The sequence below is a fragment of the Pseudomonas frederiksbergensis genome, assembly GCF_001952935.1.
Taxonomy (GTDB): Bacteria; Pseudomonadota; Gammaproteobacteria; order Pseudomonadales; family Pseudomonadaceae; genus Aquipseudomonas; species Aquipseudomonas frederiksbergensis.
This window is the reverse complement of sequence record NZ_CP018319.1, coordinates 3,092,056-3,108,846: the sequence shown is the minus strand read 5'-3', so window position 1 is coordinate 3,108,846 and position 16,791 is coordinate 3,092,056. Positions and strand designations below refer to the sequence as shown.

The 16,791-nt window shown below is 54.3% G+C and carries 29 protein-coding genes; all 29 read right to left on the bottom strand.

The genetic code is table 11. The features are described from left to right. Positions 1-16: 16 nt before the first annotated feature. The gene (locus tag PFAS1_RS14420) at positions 17-1,018 is read right to left on the bottom strand and encodes a DNA-directed RNA polymerase subunit alpha (RefSeq protein ID WP_003186012.1); all 1,002 of its coding nucleotides are present in this window, start codon (positions 1,016-1,018) and stop codon (positions 17-19) included. A 22-nt stretch (positions 1,019-1,040) separates the two neighbouring features. Continuing rightward, positions 1,041-1,661: a 30S ribosomal protein S4 gene (rpsD, locus tag PFAS1_RS14415; RefSeq protein WP_003210056.1), complete on the bottom strand. Its 621-nt coding sequence runs from the start codon at positions 1,659-1,661 to the stop codon at positions 1,041-1,043. Positions 1,662-1,679: 18 nt separating this feature from the next. Further along, the gene (rpsK, locus tag PFAS1_RS14410; RefSeq protein WP_002555466.1) at positions 1,680-2,069 is read right to left on the bottom strand and encodes a 30S ribosomal protein S11; all 390 of its coding nucleotides are present in this window, start codon (positions 2,067-2,069) and stop codon (positions 1,680-1,682) included. A 30-nt stretch (positions 2,070-2,099) separates the two neighbouring features. Continuing rightward, complete coding sequence (gene rpsM, locus PFAS1_RS14405; protein ID WP_003186020.1) at positions 2,100-2,456, bottom strand: 30S ribosomal protein S13; 357 nt, start codon at positions 2,454-2,456, stop codon at positions 2,100-2,102. 130 nt (positions 2,457-2,586) lie between these two features. Beyond that, positions 2,587-2,703 (bottom strand): 50S ribosomal protein L36, encoded by a 117-nt coding sequence (gene rpmJ, locus PFAS1_RS14400; RefSeq protein WP_002555468.1) that lies wholly within the window; start codon positions 2,701-2,703, stop codon positions 2,587-2,589. 27 nt (positions 2,704-2,730) lie between these two features. Then, positions 2,731-4,059: a preprotein translocase subunit SecY gene (secY, locus tag PFAS1_RS14395; RefSeq protein WP_007896784.1), complete on the bottom strand. Its 1,329-nt coding sequence runs from the start codon at positions 4,057-4,059 to the stop codon at positions 2,731-2,733. After that, on the bottom strand, positions 4,060-4,497 hold the full coding sequence (gene rplO, locus PFAS1_RS14390; protein WP_007896782.1) for a 50S ribosomal protein L15: 438 nt from the start codon (positions 4,495-4,497) through the stop codon (positions 4,060-4,062). Between the two features lie 3 nt (positions 4,498-4,500). Next, entirely contained in the window at positions 4,501-4,677 is a 177-nt protein-coding gene (rpmD, locus tag PFAS1_RS14385) for a 50S ribosomal protein L30 (protein ID WP_003186033.1), read from the bottom strand. Between the two features lie 2 nt (positions 4,678-4,679). Beyond that, positions 4,680-5,180, bottom strand: a complete 501-nt coding sequence (rpsE, locus tag PFAS1_RS14380; protein WP_007943782.1) for a 30S ribosomal protein S5 — start codon at positions 5,178-5,180, stop codon at positions 4,680-4,682. Positions 5,181-5,183: 3 nt separating this feature from the next. Continuing rightward, positions 5,184-5,534, bottom strand: coding sequence for a 50S ribosomal protein L18 (gene rplR / locus PFAS1_RS14375; RefSeq protein WP_003186037.1), 351 nt, complete (start codon positions 5,532-5,534; stop codon positions 5,184-5,186). Between the two features lie 10 nt (positions 5,535-5,544). Continuing rightward, positions 5,545-6,078, bottom strand: coding sequence for a 50S ribosomal protein L6 (rplF, locus tag PFAS1_RS14370; protein WP_003176412.1), 534 nt, complete (start codon positions 6,076-6,078; stop codon positions 5,545-5,547). Positions 6,079-6,090: 12 nt separating this feature from the next. Further along, positions 6,091-6,483 carry a 30S ribosomal protein S8 gene (gene rpsH, locus PFAS1_RS14365; protein ID WP_003186040.1) on the bottom strand — a complete coding sequence of 131 codons (393 nt, stop codon included), beginning with the start codon at positions 6,481-6,483 and terminating at the stop codon, positions 6,091-6,093. 209 nt (positions 6,484-6,692) lie between these two features. Then, complete coding sequence (rpsN, locus tag PFAS1_RS14360; protein WP_003176414.1) at positions 6,693-6,998, bottom strand: 30S ribosomal protein S14; 306 nt, start codon at positions 6,996-6,998, stop codon at positions 6,693-6,695. Positions 6,999-7,011: 13 nt separating this feature from the next. Then, complete coding sequence (rplE, locus tag PFAS1_RS14355; protein ID WP_003176415.1) at positions 7,012-7,551, bottom strand: 50S ribosomal protein L5; 540 nt, start codon at positions 7,549-7,551, stop codon at positions 7,012-7,014. 20 nt (positions 7,552-7,571) lie between these two features. Further along, positions 7,572-7,886 carry a 50S ribosomal protein L24 gene (gene rplX / locus PFAS1_RS14350; RefSeq protein WP_008145498.1) on the bottom strand — a complete coding sequence of 105 codons (315 nt, stop codon included), beginning with the start codon at positions 7,884-7,886 and terminating at the stop codon, positions 7,572-7,574. Positions 7,887-7,897: 11 nt separating this feature from the next. After that, on the bottom strand, positions 7,898-8,266 hold the full coding sequence (rplN, locus tag PFAS1_RS14345; RefSeq protein WP_002555479.1) for a 50S ribosomal protein L14: 369 nt from the start codon (positions 8,264-8,266) through the stop codon (positions 7,898-7,900). Between the two features lie 23 nt (positions 8,267-8,289). Then, positions 8,290-8,556, bottom strand: a complete 267-nt coding sequence (gene rpsQ / locus PFAS1_RS14340; RefSeq protein ID WP_003176419.1) for a 30S ribosomal protein S17 — start codon at positions 8,554-8,556, stop codon at positions 8,290-8,292. Between the two features lie 2 nt (positions 8,557-8,558). Then, on the bottom strand, positions 8,559-8,750 hold the full coding sequence (gene rpmC, locus PFAS1_RS14335) for a 50S ribosomal protein L29 (RefSeq protein ID WP_002555481.1): 192 nt from the start codon (positions 8,748-8,750) through the stop codon (positions 8,559-8,561). Continuing rightward, positions 8,750-9,163: a 50S ribosomal protein L16 gene (rplP, locus tag PFAS1_RS14330; protein WP_008145497.1), complete on the bottom strand. Its 414-nt coding sequence runs from the start codon at positions 9,161-9,163 to the stop codon at positions 8,750-8,752. The genes rpmC and rplP overlap by 1 nt, the downstream gene beginning before the upstream one ends. A gap of 12 nt (positions 9,164-9,175) precedes the next feature. Then, entirely contained in the window at positions 9,176-9,862 is a 687-nt protein-coding gene (rpsC, locus tag PFAS1_RS14325; RefSeq protein WP_003176422.1) for a 30S ribosomal protein S3, read from the bottom strand. 13 nt (positions 9,863-9,875) lie between these two features. Then, positions 9,876-10,208, bottom strand: a complete 333-nt coding sequence (rplV, locus tag PFAS1_RS14320) for a 50S ribosomal protein L22 (RefSeq protein WP_003103908.1) — start codon at positions 10,206-10,208, stop codon at positions 9,876-9,878. Between the two features lie 13 nt (positions 10,209-10,221). After that, the gene (rpsS, locus tag PFAS1_RS14315; RefSeq protein ID WP_002555486.1) at positions 10,222-10,497 is read right to left on the bottom strand and encodes a 30S ribosomal protein S19; all 276 of its coding nucleotides are present in this window, start codon (positions 10,495-10,497) and stop codon (positions 10,222-10,224) included. A gap of 16 nt (positions 10,498-10,513) precedes the next feature. Next, positions 10,514-11,338 (bottom strand): 50S ribosomal protein L2, encoded by an 825-nt coding sequence (rplB, locus tag PFAS1_RS14310; protein ID WP_003176423.1) that lies wholly within the window; start codon positions 11,336-11,338, stop codon positions 10,514-10,516. Positions 11,339-11,352: 14 nt separating this feature from the next. Then, positions 11,353-11,652: a 50S ribosomal protein L23 gene (gene rplW, locus PFAS1_RS14305; RefSeq protein ID WP_002555488.1), complete on the bottom strand. Its 300-nt coding sequence runs from the start codon at positions 11,650-11,652 to the stop codon at positions 11,353-11,355. Continuing rightward, positions 11,649-12,251, bottom strand: a complete 603-nt coding sequence (gene rplD / locus PFAS1_RS14300) for a 50S ribosomal protein L4 (RefSeq protein WP_007896707.1) — start codon at positions 12,249-12,251, stop codon at positions 11,649-11,651. The genes rplW and rplD overlap by 4 nt, the downstream gene beginning before the upstream one ends. A gap of 12 nt (positions 12,252-12,263) precedes the next feature. Continuing rightward, on the bottom strand, positions 12,264-12,899 hold the full coding sequence (gene rplC, locus PFAS1_RS14295) for a 50S ribosomal protein L3 (RefSeq protein ID WP_003186059.1): 636 nt from the start codon (positions 12,897-12,899) through the stop codon (positions 12,264-12,266). Positions 12,900-12,979: 80 nt separating this feature from the next. Next, on the bottom strand, positions 12,980-13,291 hold the full coding sequence (rpsJ, locus tag PFAS1_RS14290) for a 30S ribosomal protein S10 (RefSeq protein WP_003186070.1): 312 nt from the start codon (positions 13,289-13,291) through the stop codon (positions 12,980-12,982). A gap of 141 nt (positions 13,292-13,432) precedes the next feature. Next, positions 13,433-14,626, bottom strand: coding sequence for an elongation factor Tu (tuf, locus tag PFAS1_RS14285; protein ID WP_008145495.1), 1,194 nt, complete (start codon positions 14,624-14,626; stop codon positions 13,433-13,435). A gap of 31 nt (positions 14,627-14,657) precedes the next feature. Beyond that, on the bottom strand, positions 14,658-16,763 hold the full coding sequence (fusA, locus tag PFAS1_RS14280) for an elongation factor G (protein ID WP_074871335.1): 2,106 nt from the start codon (positions 16,761-16,763) through the stop codon (positions 14,658-14,660). Positions 16,764-16,791: the final 28 nt, after the last annotated feature.

Here is a 16,791-nt window from a genome sequence, read left to right as displayed (position 1 = left end):
TCGGTGATTACGACGATCAGGCAGTCGCCTTGTCGTCCTTCTTAAGACTTGCAGGCGGCCAGTTGTCGAGGCGCATGCCGAGGGACAGACCGCGGGAGGCCAGAACGTCCTTGATTTCAGTCAAGGATTTCTTGCCAAGGTTCGGAGTCTTCAACAGCTCTACTTCGGTACGCTGAATCAGGTCACCGATGTAGTAGATGTTTTCCGCCTTAAGGCAGTTAGCCGAACGTACAGTCAGTTCCAGATCGTCAACCGGGCGAAGCAGGATCGGATCGATCTCGTCTTCCTGCTCGACAACCACTGGCTCACTGTCACCTTTGAGGTCGACGAACGCAGCCAACTGCTGTTGCAGAATGGTTGCAGCGCGGCGAATAGCCTCTTCAGGATCCAGAGTACCGTTGGTTTCCAGATCAATAACCAGCTTGTCCAGGTTAGTACGCTGTTCGACACGGGCGTTTTCCACCACGTATGCGATACGGCGAACCGGGCTGAACGAAGAGTCAAGCTGCAAGCGACCGATGCTGCGGCTTTCGTCTTCATCGCTCTGACGCGAGTCTGCCGGTTCATAACCACGACCACGAGCTACGGTGAGCTTCATGTTCAGGGCGCCGTTAGACGCCAGGTTAGCGATTACGTGATCGGGGTTAACGATCTCGACATCATGATCCAGCTGAATATCGGCAGCGGTAACCACCCCCGAACCCTTCTTCGACAAGGTCAGCGTAACTTCGTCACGGCCGTGCAGCTTGATAGCCAGACCTTTAAGGTTCAACAGGATTTCAATTACGTCTTCCTGTACACCTTCGATGGCGCTGTACTCATGGAGCACACCGTCAATCTCGGCCTCGACTACTGCGCAGCCGGGCATTGAGGACAACAGGATGCGGCGCAGCGCGTTGCCCAGGGTGTGGCCAAAACCACGCTCGAGAGGCTCGAGAGTGATCTTGGCGCGGGTTGGACTGACAACCTGCACATCAATATGGCGGGGTGTCAGGAACTCATTTACCGAAATCTGCATGGATGCACCTATTTTCTAGCCCTTACTTGGAGTAGAGCTCGACAATCAGGCTTTCGTTGATGTCGGCGGACAGATCACTGCGAGCTGGAACGTTCTTGAAAACGCCCGACTTCTTCTCAGTGTCTACTTCTACCCATTCTACGCGGCCACGTTGGGCACACAGATCGAGAGCTTGGACAATGCGAAGTTGGTTCTTTGCTTTCTCGCGAATCGCGACCACGTCACCAGCACGAACCTGGTACGACGGCACGTTTACGGTCTGACCGTTAACGCTTACGGATTTGTGCGATACCAGCTGACGGGATTCGGCACGAGTAGAGCCAAAACCCATACGGTATACAACGTTGTCCAGACGGCATTCGAGCAGTTGCAACAGGTTTTCGCCAGTTGCACCTTTCTTGCCAGCAGCTTCTTTGTAGTAGCCGCTGAATTGACGCTCGAGAACGCCGTAGATACGACGGACCTTCTGCTTTTCACGCAGTTGGGTGCCGTAATCGGACTGGCGACCGCGGCGTTGGCCGTGGATACCAGGTGCTGCTTCAATGTTGCACTTCGATTCGATCGCGCGCACGCCGCTCTTCAAGAAGAGATCGGTGCCTTCGCGACGAGCGAGTTTGCATTTTGGACCAATGTAACGAGCCATTCTTTACAATCTCCTGGATTACACGCGGCGCTTCTTCGGCGGACGGCACCCGTTGTGCGGGATTGGCGTCACGTCGGTGATGCTGGCGATCTTGTAGCCACAGCCGTTCAAAGCGCGGACTGCAGATTCACGACCTGGGCCTGGACCTTTGACGTTGACGTCGAGGTTTTTCAGGCCGTATTCCAGCGCAGCTTGACCAGCACGTTCAGCAGCTACTTGAGCAGCGAACGGGGTGGACTTGCGGGAACCGCGGAAACCCGAACCACCGGAGGTAGCCCAGGAAAGAGCGTTACCTTGACGGTCGGTGATGGTCACGATTGTGTTGTTAAAAGACGCGTGGATGTGGGCGATGCCATCAACCACTGTCTTTTTGACTTTTTTACGAGGACGAGCAGCAGGTTTAGCCATGATTAATTTCCTGTCGATTCGCTGGGGCGATTACTTGCGGATCGGCTTACGCGGACCTTTACGGGTACGCGCGTTAGTCTTGGTACGCTGACCGCGCACTGGAAGACCACGACGATGACGCAGACCGCGATAGCAACCGAGGTCCATCAAACGCTTGATTTTCATGTTGATTTCGCGACGCAGGTCACCTTCAGTGGTGAACTTCGCCACTTCGCCACGCAGCTGTTCAATCTGCTCGTCGCTCAGATCTTTGATCTTTGCGGCTGGGTTTACCCCAGTCACTGCACAGATCTTCTGTGCAGTAGTGCGACCAACACCATAGATGTAGGTCAGCGAGATAACAGTATGCTTGTTATCTGGAATGTTAACGCCTGCAATACGGGCCATTCAGTGGGACTCCAATTGACAGCTACCTACGCCCCGGAAGCCAAGAAATAGGGCGCGAGATAATATCGCTGTAATAACAAATAATCAACCCGGTAGCGCACTAGCTACCGGGCTTGAAGCACAATCACACTCAGCCTTGGCGCTGTTTGTGACGCGGTTCCGCGCTGCAAATTACTCGAACAACACCTTCGCGGCGAATAATCTTGCAGTTACGGCACAGCTTTTTCACCGATGCACGAACTTTCATCACCAACTCCTCGAACCTTATGGGTACTCAGCGCAACATGCCGCTGCCGTAACCCTTCAGGTTGGCTTTCTTCATCAGGGATTCGTACTGGTGCGAAACGAGGTGCGATTGTACTTGGGACATGAAGTCCATCACAACCACGACGACGATCAGCAACGAGGTCCCGCCAAGGTAGAACGGAACGTTTGCCGCAACCACCAGGAACTGGGGCAACAGACACACGGCCGTCATATATAGAGCACCGAACAGGGTCAAACGAGTCAGAACGCCATCAATGTAGCGCGCAGACTGCTCACCTGGACGGATGCCCGGAATAAAGGCACCGGACTTCTTCAGGTTTTCCGCTACGTCTTTCGGATTGAACATCAACGCCGTATAGAAGAAGCAGAAGAAAATAATCCCTGCACTAAACAGCAGAATATTCAACGGCTGACCAGGAGCGATCGACTGCGAGATGTCCTGCAGCCAGCCCATACCTTCAGACTGACCGAACCAGGTACCCAACGAAGCCGGGAACAGCAAAATGCTGCTCGCGAAAATGGCCGGAATAACACCGGCCATGTTCACCTTCAACGGCAAGTGGCTAGTCTGCGCAGCAAAGACCTTACGGCCTTGCTGACGCTTGGCGTAATGAACAGCAATACGACGCTGACCACGCTCAATGAACACCACGAAACCGATAATCGCTACTGCCAGCAAACCGATGGCAACCAGGGCAAAAATGTTGATATCACCCTGACGCGCAGACTCGAAAGACTGCCCGATCGCTCTCGGAAGACCGGCGACGATACCTGCGAAAATCAACATCGAGATACCGTTGCCAACACCACGCTCAGTAATCTGCTCACCCAGCCACATCATGAACATCGCACCAGCCACAAACGTGGATACCGCGACGAAATGGAAGCCAAAGTCACCAGTGAACGCAACGCCCTGCCCTGCCAGACCAATGGACATGCCAATAGCCTGAACGAGAGCGAGGACGACAGTGCCGTAGCGGGTGTACTGAGCGATCTTGCGACGCCCAGCTTCACCTTCCTTCTTCAACTGCTCCAGCTGTGGGCTGACGGCGGTCATCAGCTGCATGATGATCGATGCCGAGATGTACGGCATGATCCCCAATGCAAAGATGCTCATCCGCTCCAGCGCACCGCCGGAAAACATGTTGAACAAGCTAAGAATGGTCCCCTCATTCTGTCGAAACAGGTCCGCGAGTCGGTCCGGGTTAATACCTGGAACCGGGATGTGTGCGCCTATTCGGTAGACGATAATCGCCAAGAATAGAAAACGCAGACGAGCCCAGAGTTCAGACATACCGCCTTTGCCGAGCGCAGAGAGAGCACCTTGCTTAGCCATTTATTCCTCGAACTTGCCGCCAGCTGCTTCGATAGCCGCACGCGCACCTTTGGTGGCGCCGATTCCCTTTCCGATGGTAACAGCGCGAGTAACTTCGCCGGACAGCATGATTTTCACACGCTGAACGTTGACGTTGATCACGTTGGCATCTTTCAGGGACTGCACGGTGACGATGTCGCCTTCCACTTTAGCCAGCTCGGACAAACGCACTTCTGCGCGATCCATGGCCTTCAGGGAAACGAAACCGAACTTCGGCAGGCGACGATGCAGCGGCTGTTGACCGCCTTCAAAGCCTGGAGCAATGGTGCCACCGGAGCGGGAGGACTGACCTTTGTGGCCACGGCCACCGGTCTTGCCCAAACCACTACCGATACCACGGCCCGGACGATGCTTTTCGCGACGGGAACCCGGCGCTGGACTCAGATCATTGAGTTTCATCGATTAACCCTCGACACGCAGCATGTAGTAAGCCTTGTTGATCATCCCGCGATTCTCGGGAGTATCAAGTACTTCTACAGTGTGACCGATGCGACGCAGACCCAGACCCTTAACGCACAGTTTGTGGTTAGGGATGCGGCCGGTCATGCTTTTGATCAGCGTAACTTTAACGGTAGCCATGATCAGAAGATCTCCTTGACGCTTTTGCCACGCTTGGCGGCAATGGATTCAGGAGACTGCATAGCTTTCAAACCTTTGAAAGTGGCGTGAACCACGTTTACCGGGTTAGTCGAGCCGTAGCACTTGGCCAGAACGTTCTGAACGCCAGCAACTTCGAGAACAGCACGCATAGCGCCGCCAGCGATGATACCGGTACCTTCAGAAGCAGGCTGCATGTACACCTTCGAAGCGCCGTGACCGGACTTCATTGCGTACTGCAGAGTGGTGCCGTTCAGATCAACTTGGATCATGTTGCGGCGAGCAGCTTCCATTGCCTTCTGGATCGCAGCAGGCACTTCACGCGACTTGCCACGGCCGAAGCCAACACGCCCTTTACCATCACCAACCACGGTCAACGCGGTGAAAGTGAAGATACGGCCGCCTTTAACGGTTTTGGCTACGCGGTTAACTTGAACCAGCTTCTCGATGTAGCCTTCGTCGCGCTTTTGGTCGTTATTTGACATAACTTAGAACTCCAGCCCAGCTTCACGAGCAGCATCAGCCAGCGCCTTGACGCGGCCGTGATACTTGAAGCCAGAGCGGTCGAAAGCCACCTGCGAGACGCCAGCGGCTTTAGCACGCGTAGCGACCAGCTGGCCAACCTTAGTGGCCGCGTCGATGTTGCCAGTGGCGCCATCACGCAGTTCTTTATCCAAAGTCGAGGCAGATGCCAGGACTTTGTTGCCGTCGGCCGAAATGACCTGGGCGTAGATGTGCTGCGACGAGCGGAACACGCAGAGACGCACGACTTCGAGTTCGTGCATTTTCAGGCGTGCTTTGCGAGCGCGACGCAGTCGAGTAACTTTTTTGTCGGTCATTTGCTATGCCCTACTTCTTCTTGGCTTCTTTACGACGGACGACTTCGTCCGCGTAGCGCACACCTTTGCCTTTGTACGGCTCTGGTGGACGGAAGTCGCGGATCTCGGCGGCCACTTGACCTACCAGCTGCTTATCGATGCCCTTGATCAGGATATCGGTCTGGCTAGGAGTCTCAGCGGTGATGCCTTCCGGCAGTTCATAATCCACTGGGTGCGAGAAGCCAAGAGCCAGGTTCAGCACTGTGCCTTTTGCTTGCGCTTTGTAACCAACACCGACCAGCTGGAGCTTGCGCTCGAAGCCTTGGCTTACGCCTTGGACCATGTTGTTTACCAACGCACGAGTGGTACCAGCCATTGCGCGAGTTTGTTGATCGCCATTGCGAGCAGCGAAACGCAGCTCACCAGCTTCTTCAACGATCTCAACGGACGAATGGATGTTCAGTTCGAGAGTACCCTTGGCACCCTTCACCGAAAGCTGTTGGCCTGCGAATTTGACTTCGACACCGGCTGGCAGCTTAACGGGGTTCTTAGCGACGCGTGACATGCTTATCCCCCCTTAGAACACAGTGCAAAGAACTTCGCCGCCGACACCGGCAGCGCGCGCAGCACGATCCGTCATCACACCTTTGTTGGTGGAGACGATAGACACACCGAGACCGCCACGAACTTTTGGCAGATCATCGACGGACTTGTACTGACGCAGGCCTGGACGGCTAACGCGCTTCACTTCCTCGATGACCGGACGGCCTTCGAAGTACTTCAGCTCGATGGACAGCAGTGGTTTGATTTCGCTGCTGATCTGATAACCCGCAATGTAACCTTCGTCCTTCAGGACTTTGGCAACAGCTACCTTCAAAGTAGAAGATGGCATGCTTACGACGGACTTTTCAGCCATCTGGGCATTACGGATTCGAGTTAGCATGTCCGCTAACGGGTCCTGCATACTCATGGGCTAGACGCTCCTAATACAAAAAAATTAGCCTTGCGGCTACTACTTGTCGCCGAGCTCATCCATGCGGAAAAAGCACGGGCTCAGGCGAGCCGGGTATTCTAGACACACCCCACAAATGAATCAAGCCCCAAAAGGGGCTTGATTCAAGTTCAAGGTCACCGGCGGTCAGGATCTTGCGATCCCGAACACCGAGACTTTGATAGTGCTTACCAGCTGGCTTTAACCAGACCAGGTACGTCACCACGCATTGCAGCTTCACGCAGTTTGTTACGGCCGAGGCCGAACTTGCGGTAAACGCCGTGTGGACGACCGGTCAGGCGGCAGCGGTTACGCATGCGCGAAGCGCTTGCGTCACGTGGCTGCTTCTGCAGAGCGACTGTAGCTTCCCAACGTGCTTCTGGACTTGCGTTCAGATCAACGATGATAGCTTTCAGTGCTGCACGCTTTTTGGCGTACTTGGCAACCGTGAGCTGACGCTTCAGCTCGCGGTTTTTCATGCTCATCTTGGCCATTTTCCTACTCCAATCAGTTGCGGAACGGGAATTTGAAAGCACGCAACAGGGCGCGACCTTCATCATCGTTCTTGGCAGTGGTGGTCAGGGTAATGTCCAGACCGCGGAGAGCATCGATCTTGTCGTAGTCGATTTCCGGGAAGATGATCTGCTCTTTAACGCCCATGCTGTAGTTACCACGACCATCGAAGGACTTGGCATTCAGGCCGCGGAAGTCGCGAACCCGAGGCAGGGAGATCGACAGCAGACGATCCAGGAACTCGTACATACGCTCACGGCGCAGGGTCACTTTGACGCCGATCGGCCAACCTTCACGGACTTTAAAGCCAGCGATGGATTTCCGAGCGTAGGTCACAACGACTTTCTGGCCGGTGATCTTTTCCAGGTCGGCAACAGCGTGCTCGATGACTTTTTTGTCACCGACCGCTTCGCCCAGACCCATGTTCAGGGTGATTTTGGTAACGCGTGGAACTTCCATCACGTTCGAAAGCTTAAGTTCTTCCTTAAGCTTCGGTGCGATTTCCTTCCAGTAAATCTCTTTTAGTCGTGCCATGGTCTTCTACCTAGCAGTGTTCAAGCATCAACCGCTTTTTGGGTCGACTTGAAGACACGAATTTTCTTGCCGTCTTCTACTTTGAAACCAACGCGATCAGCCTTGTTGGTTTCGCCGTTGAAAATGGCGACGTTAGAAGCGTCCAGTGGAGCTTCTTTTTCGACGATACCGCCTTGTACGCCCGACGCCGGGTTAGGCTTGGTATGACGCTTAACCAGGTTCAGACCACCAATAACCAGACGGTTATTAGCGAGAACCTTAAGCACCTTACCGCGCTTACCTTTGTCTTTGCCGGCGATCACGATGATCTCGTCGTCACGACGAATCTTTTGCATGTCGGATCTCCTTACAGCACTTCTGGGGCGAGCGAGACGATCTTCATGAACTTCTCAGTACGAAGTTCACGGGTCACTGGCCCAAAGATACGGGTGCCGATCGGCTCTTGCTTGTTGTTCAGAAGAACAGCAGCGTTGCCATCAAAGCGGATAATGGAGCCATCAGCACGGCGTACGCCGTGACGAGTGCGGACTACAACAGCAGTCATCACTTGGCCTTTTTTCACTTTACCGCGAGGAATTGCTTCCTTGACGGTAACTTTGATGATGTCACCGATACCAGCGTAACGACGATGGGAGCCACCCAGCACCTTGATGCACATAACACGGCGAGCGCCGCTGTTATCGGCCACATCGAGCATGGATTGAGTCTGAATCATATAATTTCTCCGACCCCTAGTCCTTAGACTTCCACAGCGCGTTCGAGAACATCAACCAATGCCCAAGACTTGGTCTTGGCCAGCGGACGAGTTTCACGAATAGTGACTTTGTCGCCGATGTGGCACTGATTGGTTTCGTCGTGCGCGTGCAGCTTAGTCGAACGCTTAACGTATTTACCGTAGATCGGGTGCTTAACGCGACGCTCGATCAGAACGGTGATGGTTTTGTCCATCTTGTCGCTGACAACACGGCCAGTCAGCGTACGGACAGTTTTTTCGGCTTCAGCCATGATTACTTACCTGCCTGCTGGTTAAGCACAGTCTTCACGCGAGCGATGTCACGTTTAACTTGCGAGAGCAGATGAGACTGCCCCAACTGGCCAGTTGCTTTCTGCATACGCAGATTGAACTGGTCGCGCAGCAGGCCGAGCAGTTGCTCGTTCAGCTGCTGTGCGGATTTTTCACGAAGTTCATTCGCTTTCATCACATCACCGTCCGTTTAACAAAGGCGGTGGCGAGCGGCAGCTTTGCAGCAGCCAGGGCAAAAGCCTCACGCGCCAGCTCTTCAGTAACACCCTCGATTTCATACAGGACTTTGCCTGGCTGAATCTGGGCAACCCAGTACTCCACACTACCCTTACCTTTACCCATCCGAACTTCGAGTGGCTTTTTGGAAATAGGCTTGTCCGGGAATACACGGATCCAGATCTTGCCGCCACGTTTAACGTGACGGGTCAGAGCACGACGCGCTGACTCGATCTGACGAGCGGTGAGACGACCACGAGCTACAGACTTCAGCGCGAACTCGCCGAAGCTGACTTTGCTACCGCGCTGTGCCAGACCACGGTTGTGGCCTGTCATCTGCTTGCGGAACTTCGTACGCTTTGGTTGCAACATTTGGCGTACCCCTTACTTAGCAGCTTTTTTACGAGGCGCTGGTGCTTGTGGTTTAAGTTCTTCTTGGCGACCACCAATTACTTCGCCTTTGAAGATCCAAACCTTTACACCGATCACACCGTAAGTGGTGTGAGCTTCGTAGTTGGCATAGTCGATGTCGGCACGCAGGGTGTGCAGTGGCACACGACCTTCGCGATACCATTCAGTACGTGCGATTTCAGCACCGCCGAGACGACCGCTCACTTGGATTTTGATGCCTTTGGCACCAATGCGCATGGCGTTCTGAACAGCGCGCTTCATAGCGCGACGGAACATTACACGACGCTCCAGCTGCTGAGCTACGCTCTGCGCAACCAGCATACCGTCGAGCTCCGGCTTGCGGATCTCTTCGATATTGATGTGCACAGGCACACCCATTTGCTTGGTCAGGTCCTGACGCAGTTTCTCAACATCTTCACCTTTCTTCCCGATAACGATACCTGGACGAGCGGTGTGGATGGTGATACGTGCAGTCTGAGCCGGACGATGGATATCGATACGGCTTACGGACGCGCTTTTTAGTTTGTCTTGGAGATACTCGCGCACCTTCAGATCAGCGAACAAATAGTCCGCATAAGTCCGACCGTCTGCGTACCAGACGGAGGTGTGCTCCTTGACGATTCCCAGGCGAATGCCAATGGGATGTACTTTCTGACCCATCTCTTCGACTCCGTTACTTGTCAGCAACCTTGACAGTGATATGGCAAGACCGCTTGACGATGCGATCAGCACGGCCTTTGGCACGTGGCATGATTCGCTTCAGCGAACGCCCTTCGTTGACGAAAACGGTGCTGACTTTAAGGTCATCAACGTCTGCGCCTTCGTTATGCTCGGCGTTGGCTACGGCCGACTCCAGCACTTTTTTCATGATCTCGGCGGCTTTCTTACTGCTGAAAGCCAACAGGTTGAGCGCTTCGCCCACCTTCTTCCCGCGGATCTGGTCGGCGACCAAGCGGGCTTTCTGGGCGGAGATTCGAGCGCCCGACAACTTAGCGGCTACTTCCATCGTTCCTTACCCCTTAACGCTTGGCTTTCTTGTCTGCCACGTGCCCACGATATGTGCGGGTACCGGCAAACTCGCCCAGTTTGTGGCCGACCATGTCTTCGTTCACGAGAACTGGAACATGTTGACGACCGTTATGCACTGCAATGGTCAAACCGACCATTTGTGGCAGGATCATCGAACGACGCGACCAGGTCTTAACTGGTTTGCGATCGTTCTTTTCCGCCGCCACTTCGATCTTCTTCAGTAGGTGAAGATCAATAAAAGGACCTTTTTTCAGAGAACGTGGCACTGTCGTATCCCTCTATTTACTTGCGACGACGGACGATCATTTTGTCGGTACGCTTATTACCACGAGTCTTCGCGCCCTTAGTCGGGAAGCCCCATGGCGATACCGGATGACGACCACCAGAGGTACGACCTTCACCACCACCATGTGGGTGGTCAACCGGGTTCATGGCAACACCACGAACGGTTGGGCGAACGCCACGCCAGCGTTTGGCACCAGCTTTACCCAGCGAACGCAGGCTGTGCTCGGAGTTCGAGACTTCGCCCAAGGTCGCGCGGCATTCAGCCAGCACTTTACGCATCTCACCAGAACGCAGACGCAGGGTCACGTAGACACCTTCACGAGCGATCAGCTGAGCCGAAGCACCAGCGGAACGAGCGATTTGCGCGCCTTTACCTGGCTTCAATTCGATGCCGTGTACGGTGCTACCAACTGGAATGTTACGCAGTTGCAGAGCGTTGCCCGGCTTGATCGGCGCCAGAGCACCTGCGATCAGCTGGTCGCCAGCACTCACGCCTTTAGGGGCGATGATGTAGCGACGCTCGCCATCTGCGTACAGCAGCAGAGCGATGTGAGCAGTACGGTTTGGATCGTATTCAATACGCTCGACAGTGGCAGAGATGCCATCTTTGTCGTTGCGACGGAAATCGACCAGACGATAATGCTGCTTATGGCCACCACCGATGTGACGAGTGGTAATGCGACCATTGTTGTTACGACCACCAGTCTTCGATTTTTTCTCGAGCAGCGGTGCGTGAGGAGCGCCTTTATGCAGCTCCTGGTTGACCACCTTGACCACAAAACGGCGGCCAGGGGAAGTCGGTTTGCATTTAACGATTGCCATGATGCACCCCTTCCTTACTCAGCACTGCTGCTGAAATCGAGATCTTGGCCTGGCTGAAGGGAGATAACTGCCTTCTTCCAGTCATTACGCTTGCCCAGACCGCGAGCAGTGCGCTTGCTCTTACCCAGAACATTCAGGGTAGTAACACGCTCTACTTTCACGCTGAACAGGCTTTCGACGGCCTTCTTGATTTCCAGCTTGGTTGCGTCAGTTGCAACCTTGAAAACGAACTGGCCTTTCTTGTCAGCCAGAACCGTAGCCTTCTCGGAAACGTGCGGGCCAAGCAGAACTTTAAATACGCGTTCCTGGTTCATCCCAGCAGCTCCTCGAATTTCTTCACGGCCGACACGGTGATCAACACCTTGTCGTATGCGATCAGACTAACTGGATCGGAACCTTGCACGTCACGTACATCAACGTGTGGCAGGTTACGAGCAGCCAGGTACAGGTTCTGATCAACCACTTCAGACACGATCAAGACGTCAGTCAGGCCCATGCCGGTCAGTTTGTTCAGCAGATCTTTGGTCTTCGGTGCATCAACAGCGAAGTCCTGAACCACAACCAGACGATCAGTACGCACCAGCTCAGCAAGGATGGAACGCATTGCTGCGCGATACATCTTCTTGTTCAGCTTCTGGGTGTGATCCTGAGGACGAGCTGCGAAAGTGGTACCGCCGCCACGCCAGATTGGGCTACGGATAGTACCGGCACGAGCACGGCCAGTACCTTTCTGACGCCATGGGCGCTTACCGCCACCACGAACGTCGGAACGGGTCTTTTGCTGCTTGCTACCTTGACGGCCGCCGGCCATGTAGGCCACGACTGCTTGGTGAACCAGCGTCTCGTTGAATTCGCCGCCAAATGTCAGTTCGGAAACTTCGATCGCTTGAGCGTCATTTACATTTAATTGCATGTCAGCTTCCCCTTAACCGCGAGCCTTGGCTGCTGGACGTACAACCAAGTTGCCGCCAGTAGCGCCAGGAACAGCGCCCTTGACCAACAACAGATTGCGTTCAGCGTCCACGCGCACTACTTCGAGGGACTGCACGGTCACGCGCTCAGCGCCCATATGACCGGACATTTTTTTGCCCTTGAATACACGACCAGGAGTCTGGCACTGGCCGATAGAGCCTGGAACGCGGTGGGATACGGAGTTACCGTGGGTATTATCTTGCCCGCGGAAATTCCAACGCTTGATCGTACCCTGGAAGCCTTTACCTTTGGACTGACCGGTTACATCAACCAGTTGACCAGCAGCGAAGATTTCAGCGTTGATCAGATCGCCGGCCTGGTACTCGCCTTCTTCAAGACGGAATTCCATTACGGTACGACCAGCGGCAACGTTCGCTTTAGCGAAGTGGCCAGCTTGAGCAGCTGTAACACGCGAAGCACGACGCTCACCTACAGTGACTTGCACTGCACGATAGCCATCGGTCTCTTCAGTTTTGAACTGGGTGACGCGATTCGGTTCGATCTCAATGACCGTGACCGGAATGGAGACACCTTCTTCGGTGAAAATACGGGTCATACCGCATTTACGACCGACTACACCAATAGTCATGTTGTAAACCTCATGAGTGTACGGGGCTTTCACCCGCTATGGCCGCCCATTTCAGAGCGTTACACGACTAAGACCGAGTCTTAGCCGAGGCTGATCTGCACTTCCACACCGGCCGCAAGATCAAGCTTCATAAGAGCATCAACGGTTTTATCCGTTGGCTGGACGATGTCCAGAACGCGCTTATGAGTACGGATCTCATACTGGTCACGCGCGTCTTTGTTGACGTGCGGGGAGACCAGAACGGTGAACCGCTCTTTACGGGTAGGCAGTGGAATTGGACCACGCACTTGAGCACCAGTACGTTTCGCGGTTTCCACGATTTCCTGGGTGGATTGGTCGATCAGGCGATGGTCAAAAGCCTTCAACCTGATACGGATTTGCTGATTTTGCATTGGATTTCAGACTCCGGCTGCTATTCCCACCGAGCGCAATACGCCCGTTAAAAGGAGGCGCAATTCTATAGACGGGCTACTACAGTGTCAACCCAATAAAAAAGCCCCCGCTAGGCGGGGGCTTTTTCAAGTCATCACTTATTAAGCGATGATTTTGGCTACGACGCCAGCGCCGACGGTACGACCGCCTTCACGAATAGCGAAACGCAGACCATCTTCCATTGCGATGGTTTTGATCAGGGTGACAACCATTTTGATGTTGTCGCCTGGCATTACCATTTCAACGCCTTCCGGCAGTTCGCAGTTACCGGTCACGTCAGTGGTCCGGAAGTAGAACTGTGGACGGTAGCCTTTGAAGAACGGAGTGTGGCGACCGCCTTCTTCTTTGCTCAACACATACACTTCGGCTTCGAAGGTAGTGTGCGGCTTAACCGAACCTGGCTTGACCAGAACCTGGCCACGCTCAACGTCGTCACGCTTGGTGCCGCGCAGCAGCACGCCGCAGTTCTCGCCAGCACGACCTTCGTCGAGCAGCTTACGGAACATTTCAACACCGGTGCAGGTGGTGACGGTAGTGTCACGCAGACCAACGATTTCCAGTGGATCCTGAACCTTGACGATACCGCGCTCGATACGGCCAGTTACAACAGTACCGCGACCGGAGATCGAGAATACGTCTTCGATTGGCATCAAGAACGGCTTGTCGATAACACGGACTGGATCTGGAATGTAGCTGTCCAGAGTCTCAACCAGTTTACGAACGGCAGTGGTGCCCATTTCGTTGTCGTCTTGGCCGTTCAGAGCCATCAGAGCCGAACCGATGATGATCGGAGTGTCGTCACCTGGGAAGTCGTAAGTGCTCAGCAGATCGCGCACTTCCATCTCAACCAGTTCCAACAGCTCAGCGTCGTCAACCATGTCAGCCTTGTTCAGGAAGACAACGATGTACGGAACGCCAACCTGACGGGACAGCAGGATGTGCTCACGGGTTTGTGGCATCGGACCATCAGCGGCCGAGCAAACCAGGATAGCGCCGTCCATCTGAGCAGCACCGGTGATCATGTTCTTCACATAGTCAGCGTGACCTGGGCAGTCAACGTGAGCGTAGTGACGGATCAGCGAGTTGTATTCAACGTGCGCGGTGTTGATGGTGATACCACGAGCCTTCTCTTCTGGAGCGCTGTCGATTTTATCGAAAGCAACAACAGCCGAACCGAAAACTTCGGAGCAGACACGAGTCAGAGCAGCGGTCAGCGTGGTTTTACCGTGGTCGACGTGACCGATGGTGCCAACGTTGACGTGCGGGAGGGTACGGTCAAATTTTTCTTTAGCCACGACAATTAACTCCTAGCCTAAAGGGGCTGAATCAGCCTTGTTTTTTGGTTACGGTTTCGACGATGTGCGACGGAGCCGTATTGTATTTTTTGAATTCCATAGAGTAGCTTGCGCGACCTTGGGACATGGAGCGTACGTCGGTTGCGTAACCGAACATCTCACCCAGCGGAACTTCGGCGCGAATCACTTTGCCGGAGACCGTGTCTTCCATACCCAGGATCATGCCGCGACGACGGTTAAGGTCGCCCATCACGTCACCCATATAGTCTTCAGGCGTAACAACCTCTACCGCCATGATCGGCTCAAGCAACTCACCACCGCCCTTCTGGGCCAGTTGCTTGGTCGCCATGGAAGCAGCCACCTTAAACGCCATCTCGTTGGAGTCGACGTCGTGGTAGGAACCATCAAACACGGTAGCCTTCAGGCCGATCAGCGGATAGCCGGCGACAACGCCGTTCTTCATCTGCTCTTCGATACCTTTCTGGATAGCCGGGATGTATTCCTTAGGAACCACACCACCCACTACTTCGTTCAGGAATTGCAGACCTTCCTGACCTTCGTCAGCAGGAGCAAAACGAATCCAGCAGTGACCGAACTGGCCACGACCGCCGGACTGGCGAACGAACTTGCCTTCAATTTCGCAGCTCTTCGTGATGCGCTCACGGTACGAAACTTGAGGCTTACCGATGTTGGCTTCGACGTTGAACTCACGGCGCATCCGGTCAACCAGGATGTCCAGGTGCAACTCGCCCATGCCGGAGATGATCGTTTGACCAGTCTCTTCATCAGTCTTGACGCGGAAAGACGGGTCTTCCTGAGCAAGTTTGCCCAGAGCGATACCCATTTTTTCCTGGTCGTCCTTGGTCTTAGGCTCTACGGCAACCGAAATAACCGGCTCCGGGAAGTCCATGCGAACCAGGATGATTGGCTTGTCAGCGTTGCACAAAGTTTCGCCAGTGGTGACGTCCTTCATGCCGATCAAGGCCGCGATGTCACCAGCGCGTACTTCCTTGATTTCTTCACGGGCGTTTGCGTGCATTTGCACCATACGACCCACGCGCTCTTTCTTGCCTTTAACCGAGTTGATCACGCCGTCGCCGGAGGCCAACACGCCCGAGTAAACTCGAACGAAGGTCAAGGTACCCACGAATGGGTCGGTAGCGATCTTGAACGCCAGAGCCGAGAACGGCTCGCTGTCGTCTGCGTGACGCTCCATTTCCTTGGTCTCGTCATCCGGGTCAGTACCCTTGATGGCAGGAATGTCGGTAGGAGCCGGCAGGTAGTCGATTACGGCGTCGAGAACCAGGGGAACACCCTTGTTCTTGAAGGAAGAACCACAAACAGCCAGAACGATCTCACCAGCGATAGTACGCTGACGCAGAGCGGCCTTGATTTCCACGTTGGTGAGTTCTTCACCTTCGAGGTACTTGTTCATCAGCTCTTCGCTGGCTTCGGCCGCAGCCTCAACCATGTTGCCGCGCCATTCGTCAGCCAGTTCCTGCAACTCAGCAGGGATTGGCTTGCGAACTGGAACCATGCCTTTGTCAGAGTCATTCCAGTAAACAGCTTCCATGGCGATCAGATCGATCTGACCCTGGAAGTTATCTTCGGAACCGATAGCCAACTGAATTGGCACCGGAGTGTGACCCAGACGCTGCTTGATCTGACCGATCACGCGCAGGAAGTTTGCACCAGCACGGTCCATCTTGTTTACATAAACAAGACGTGGAACGCCGTATTTGTTGGCTTGACGCCATACGGTTTCCGACTGAGGCTCAACACCCGAGGTACCGCAGAACACAACGACCGCGCCATCGAGTACACGCAGGGAACGCTCAACTTCAATAGTGAAGTCAACGTGGCCCGGGGTATCAATAACGTTGAAGCGGTATTGGTCCTTGTGCTGCTTCTCGGAACCCTGCCAGAAGGCGGTAATAGCAGCAGAAGTAATGGTAATACCACGCTCCTGCTCCTGCACCATCCAGTCTGTGGTCGCGGCGCCGTCATGCACCTCGCCCATTTTGTGACTTTTGCCAGTGTAAAAAAGGACGCGCTCGGTGGTGGTGGTTTTACCAGCATCCACGTGAGCAACGATACCAATGTTACGGTAGCGGTTAATCGGTGTAGTACGAGCCATAAAGCCCTCGCAAAATTAGTGACGCTAA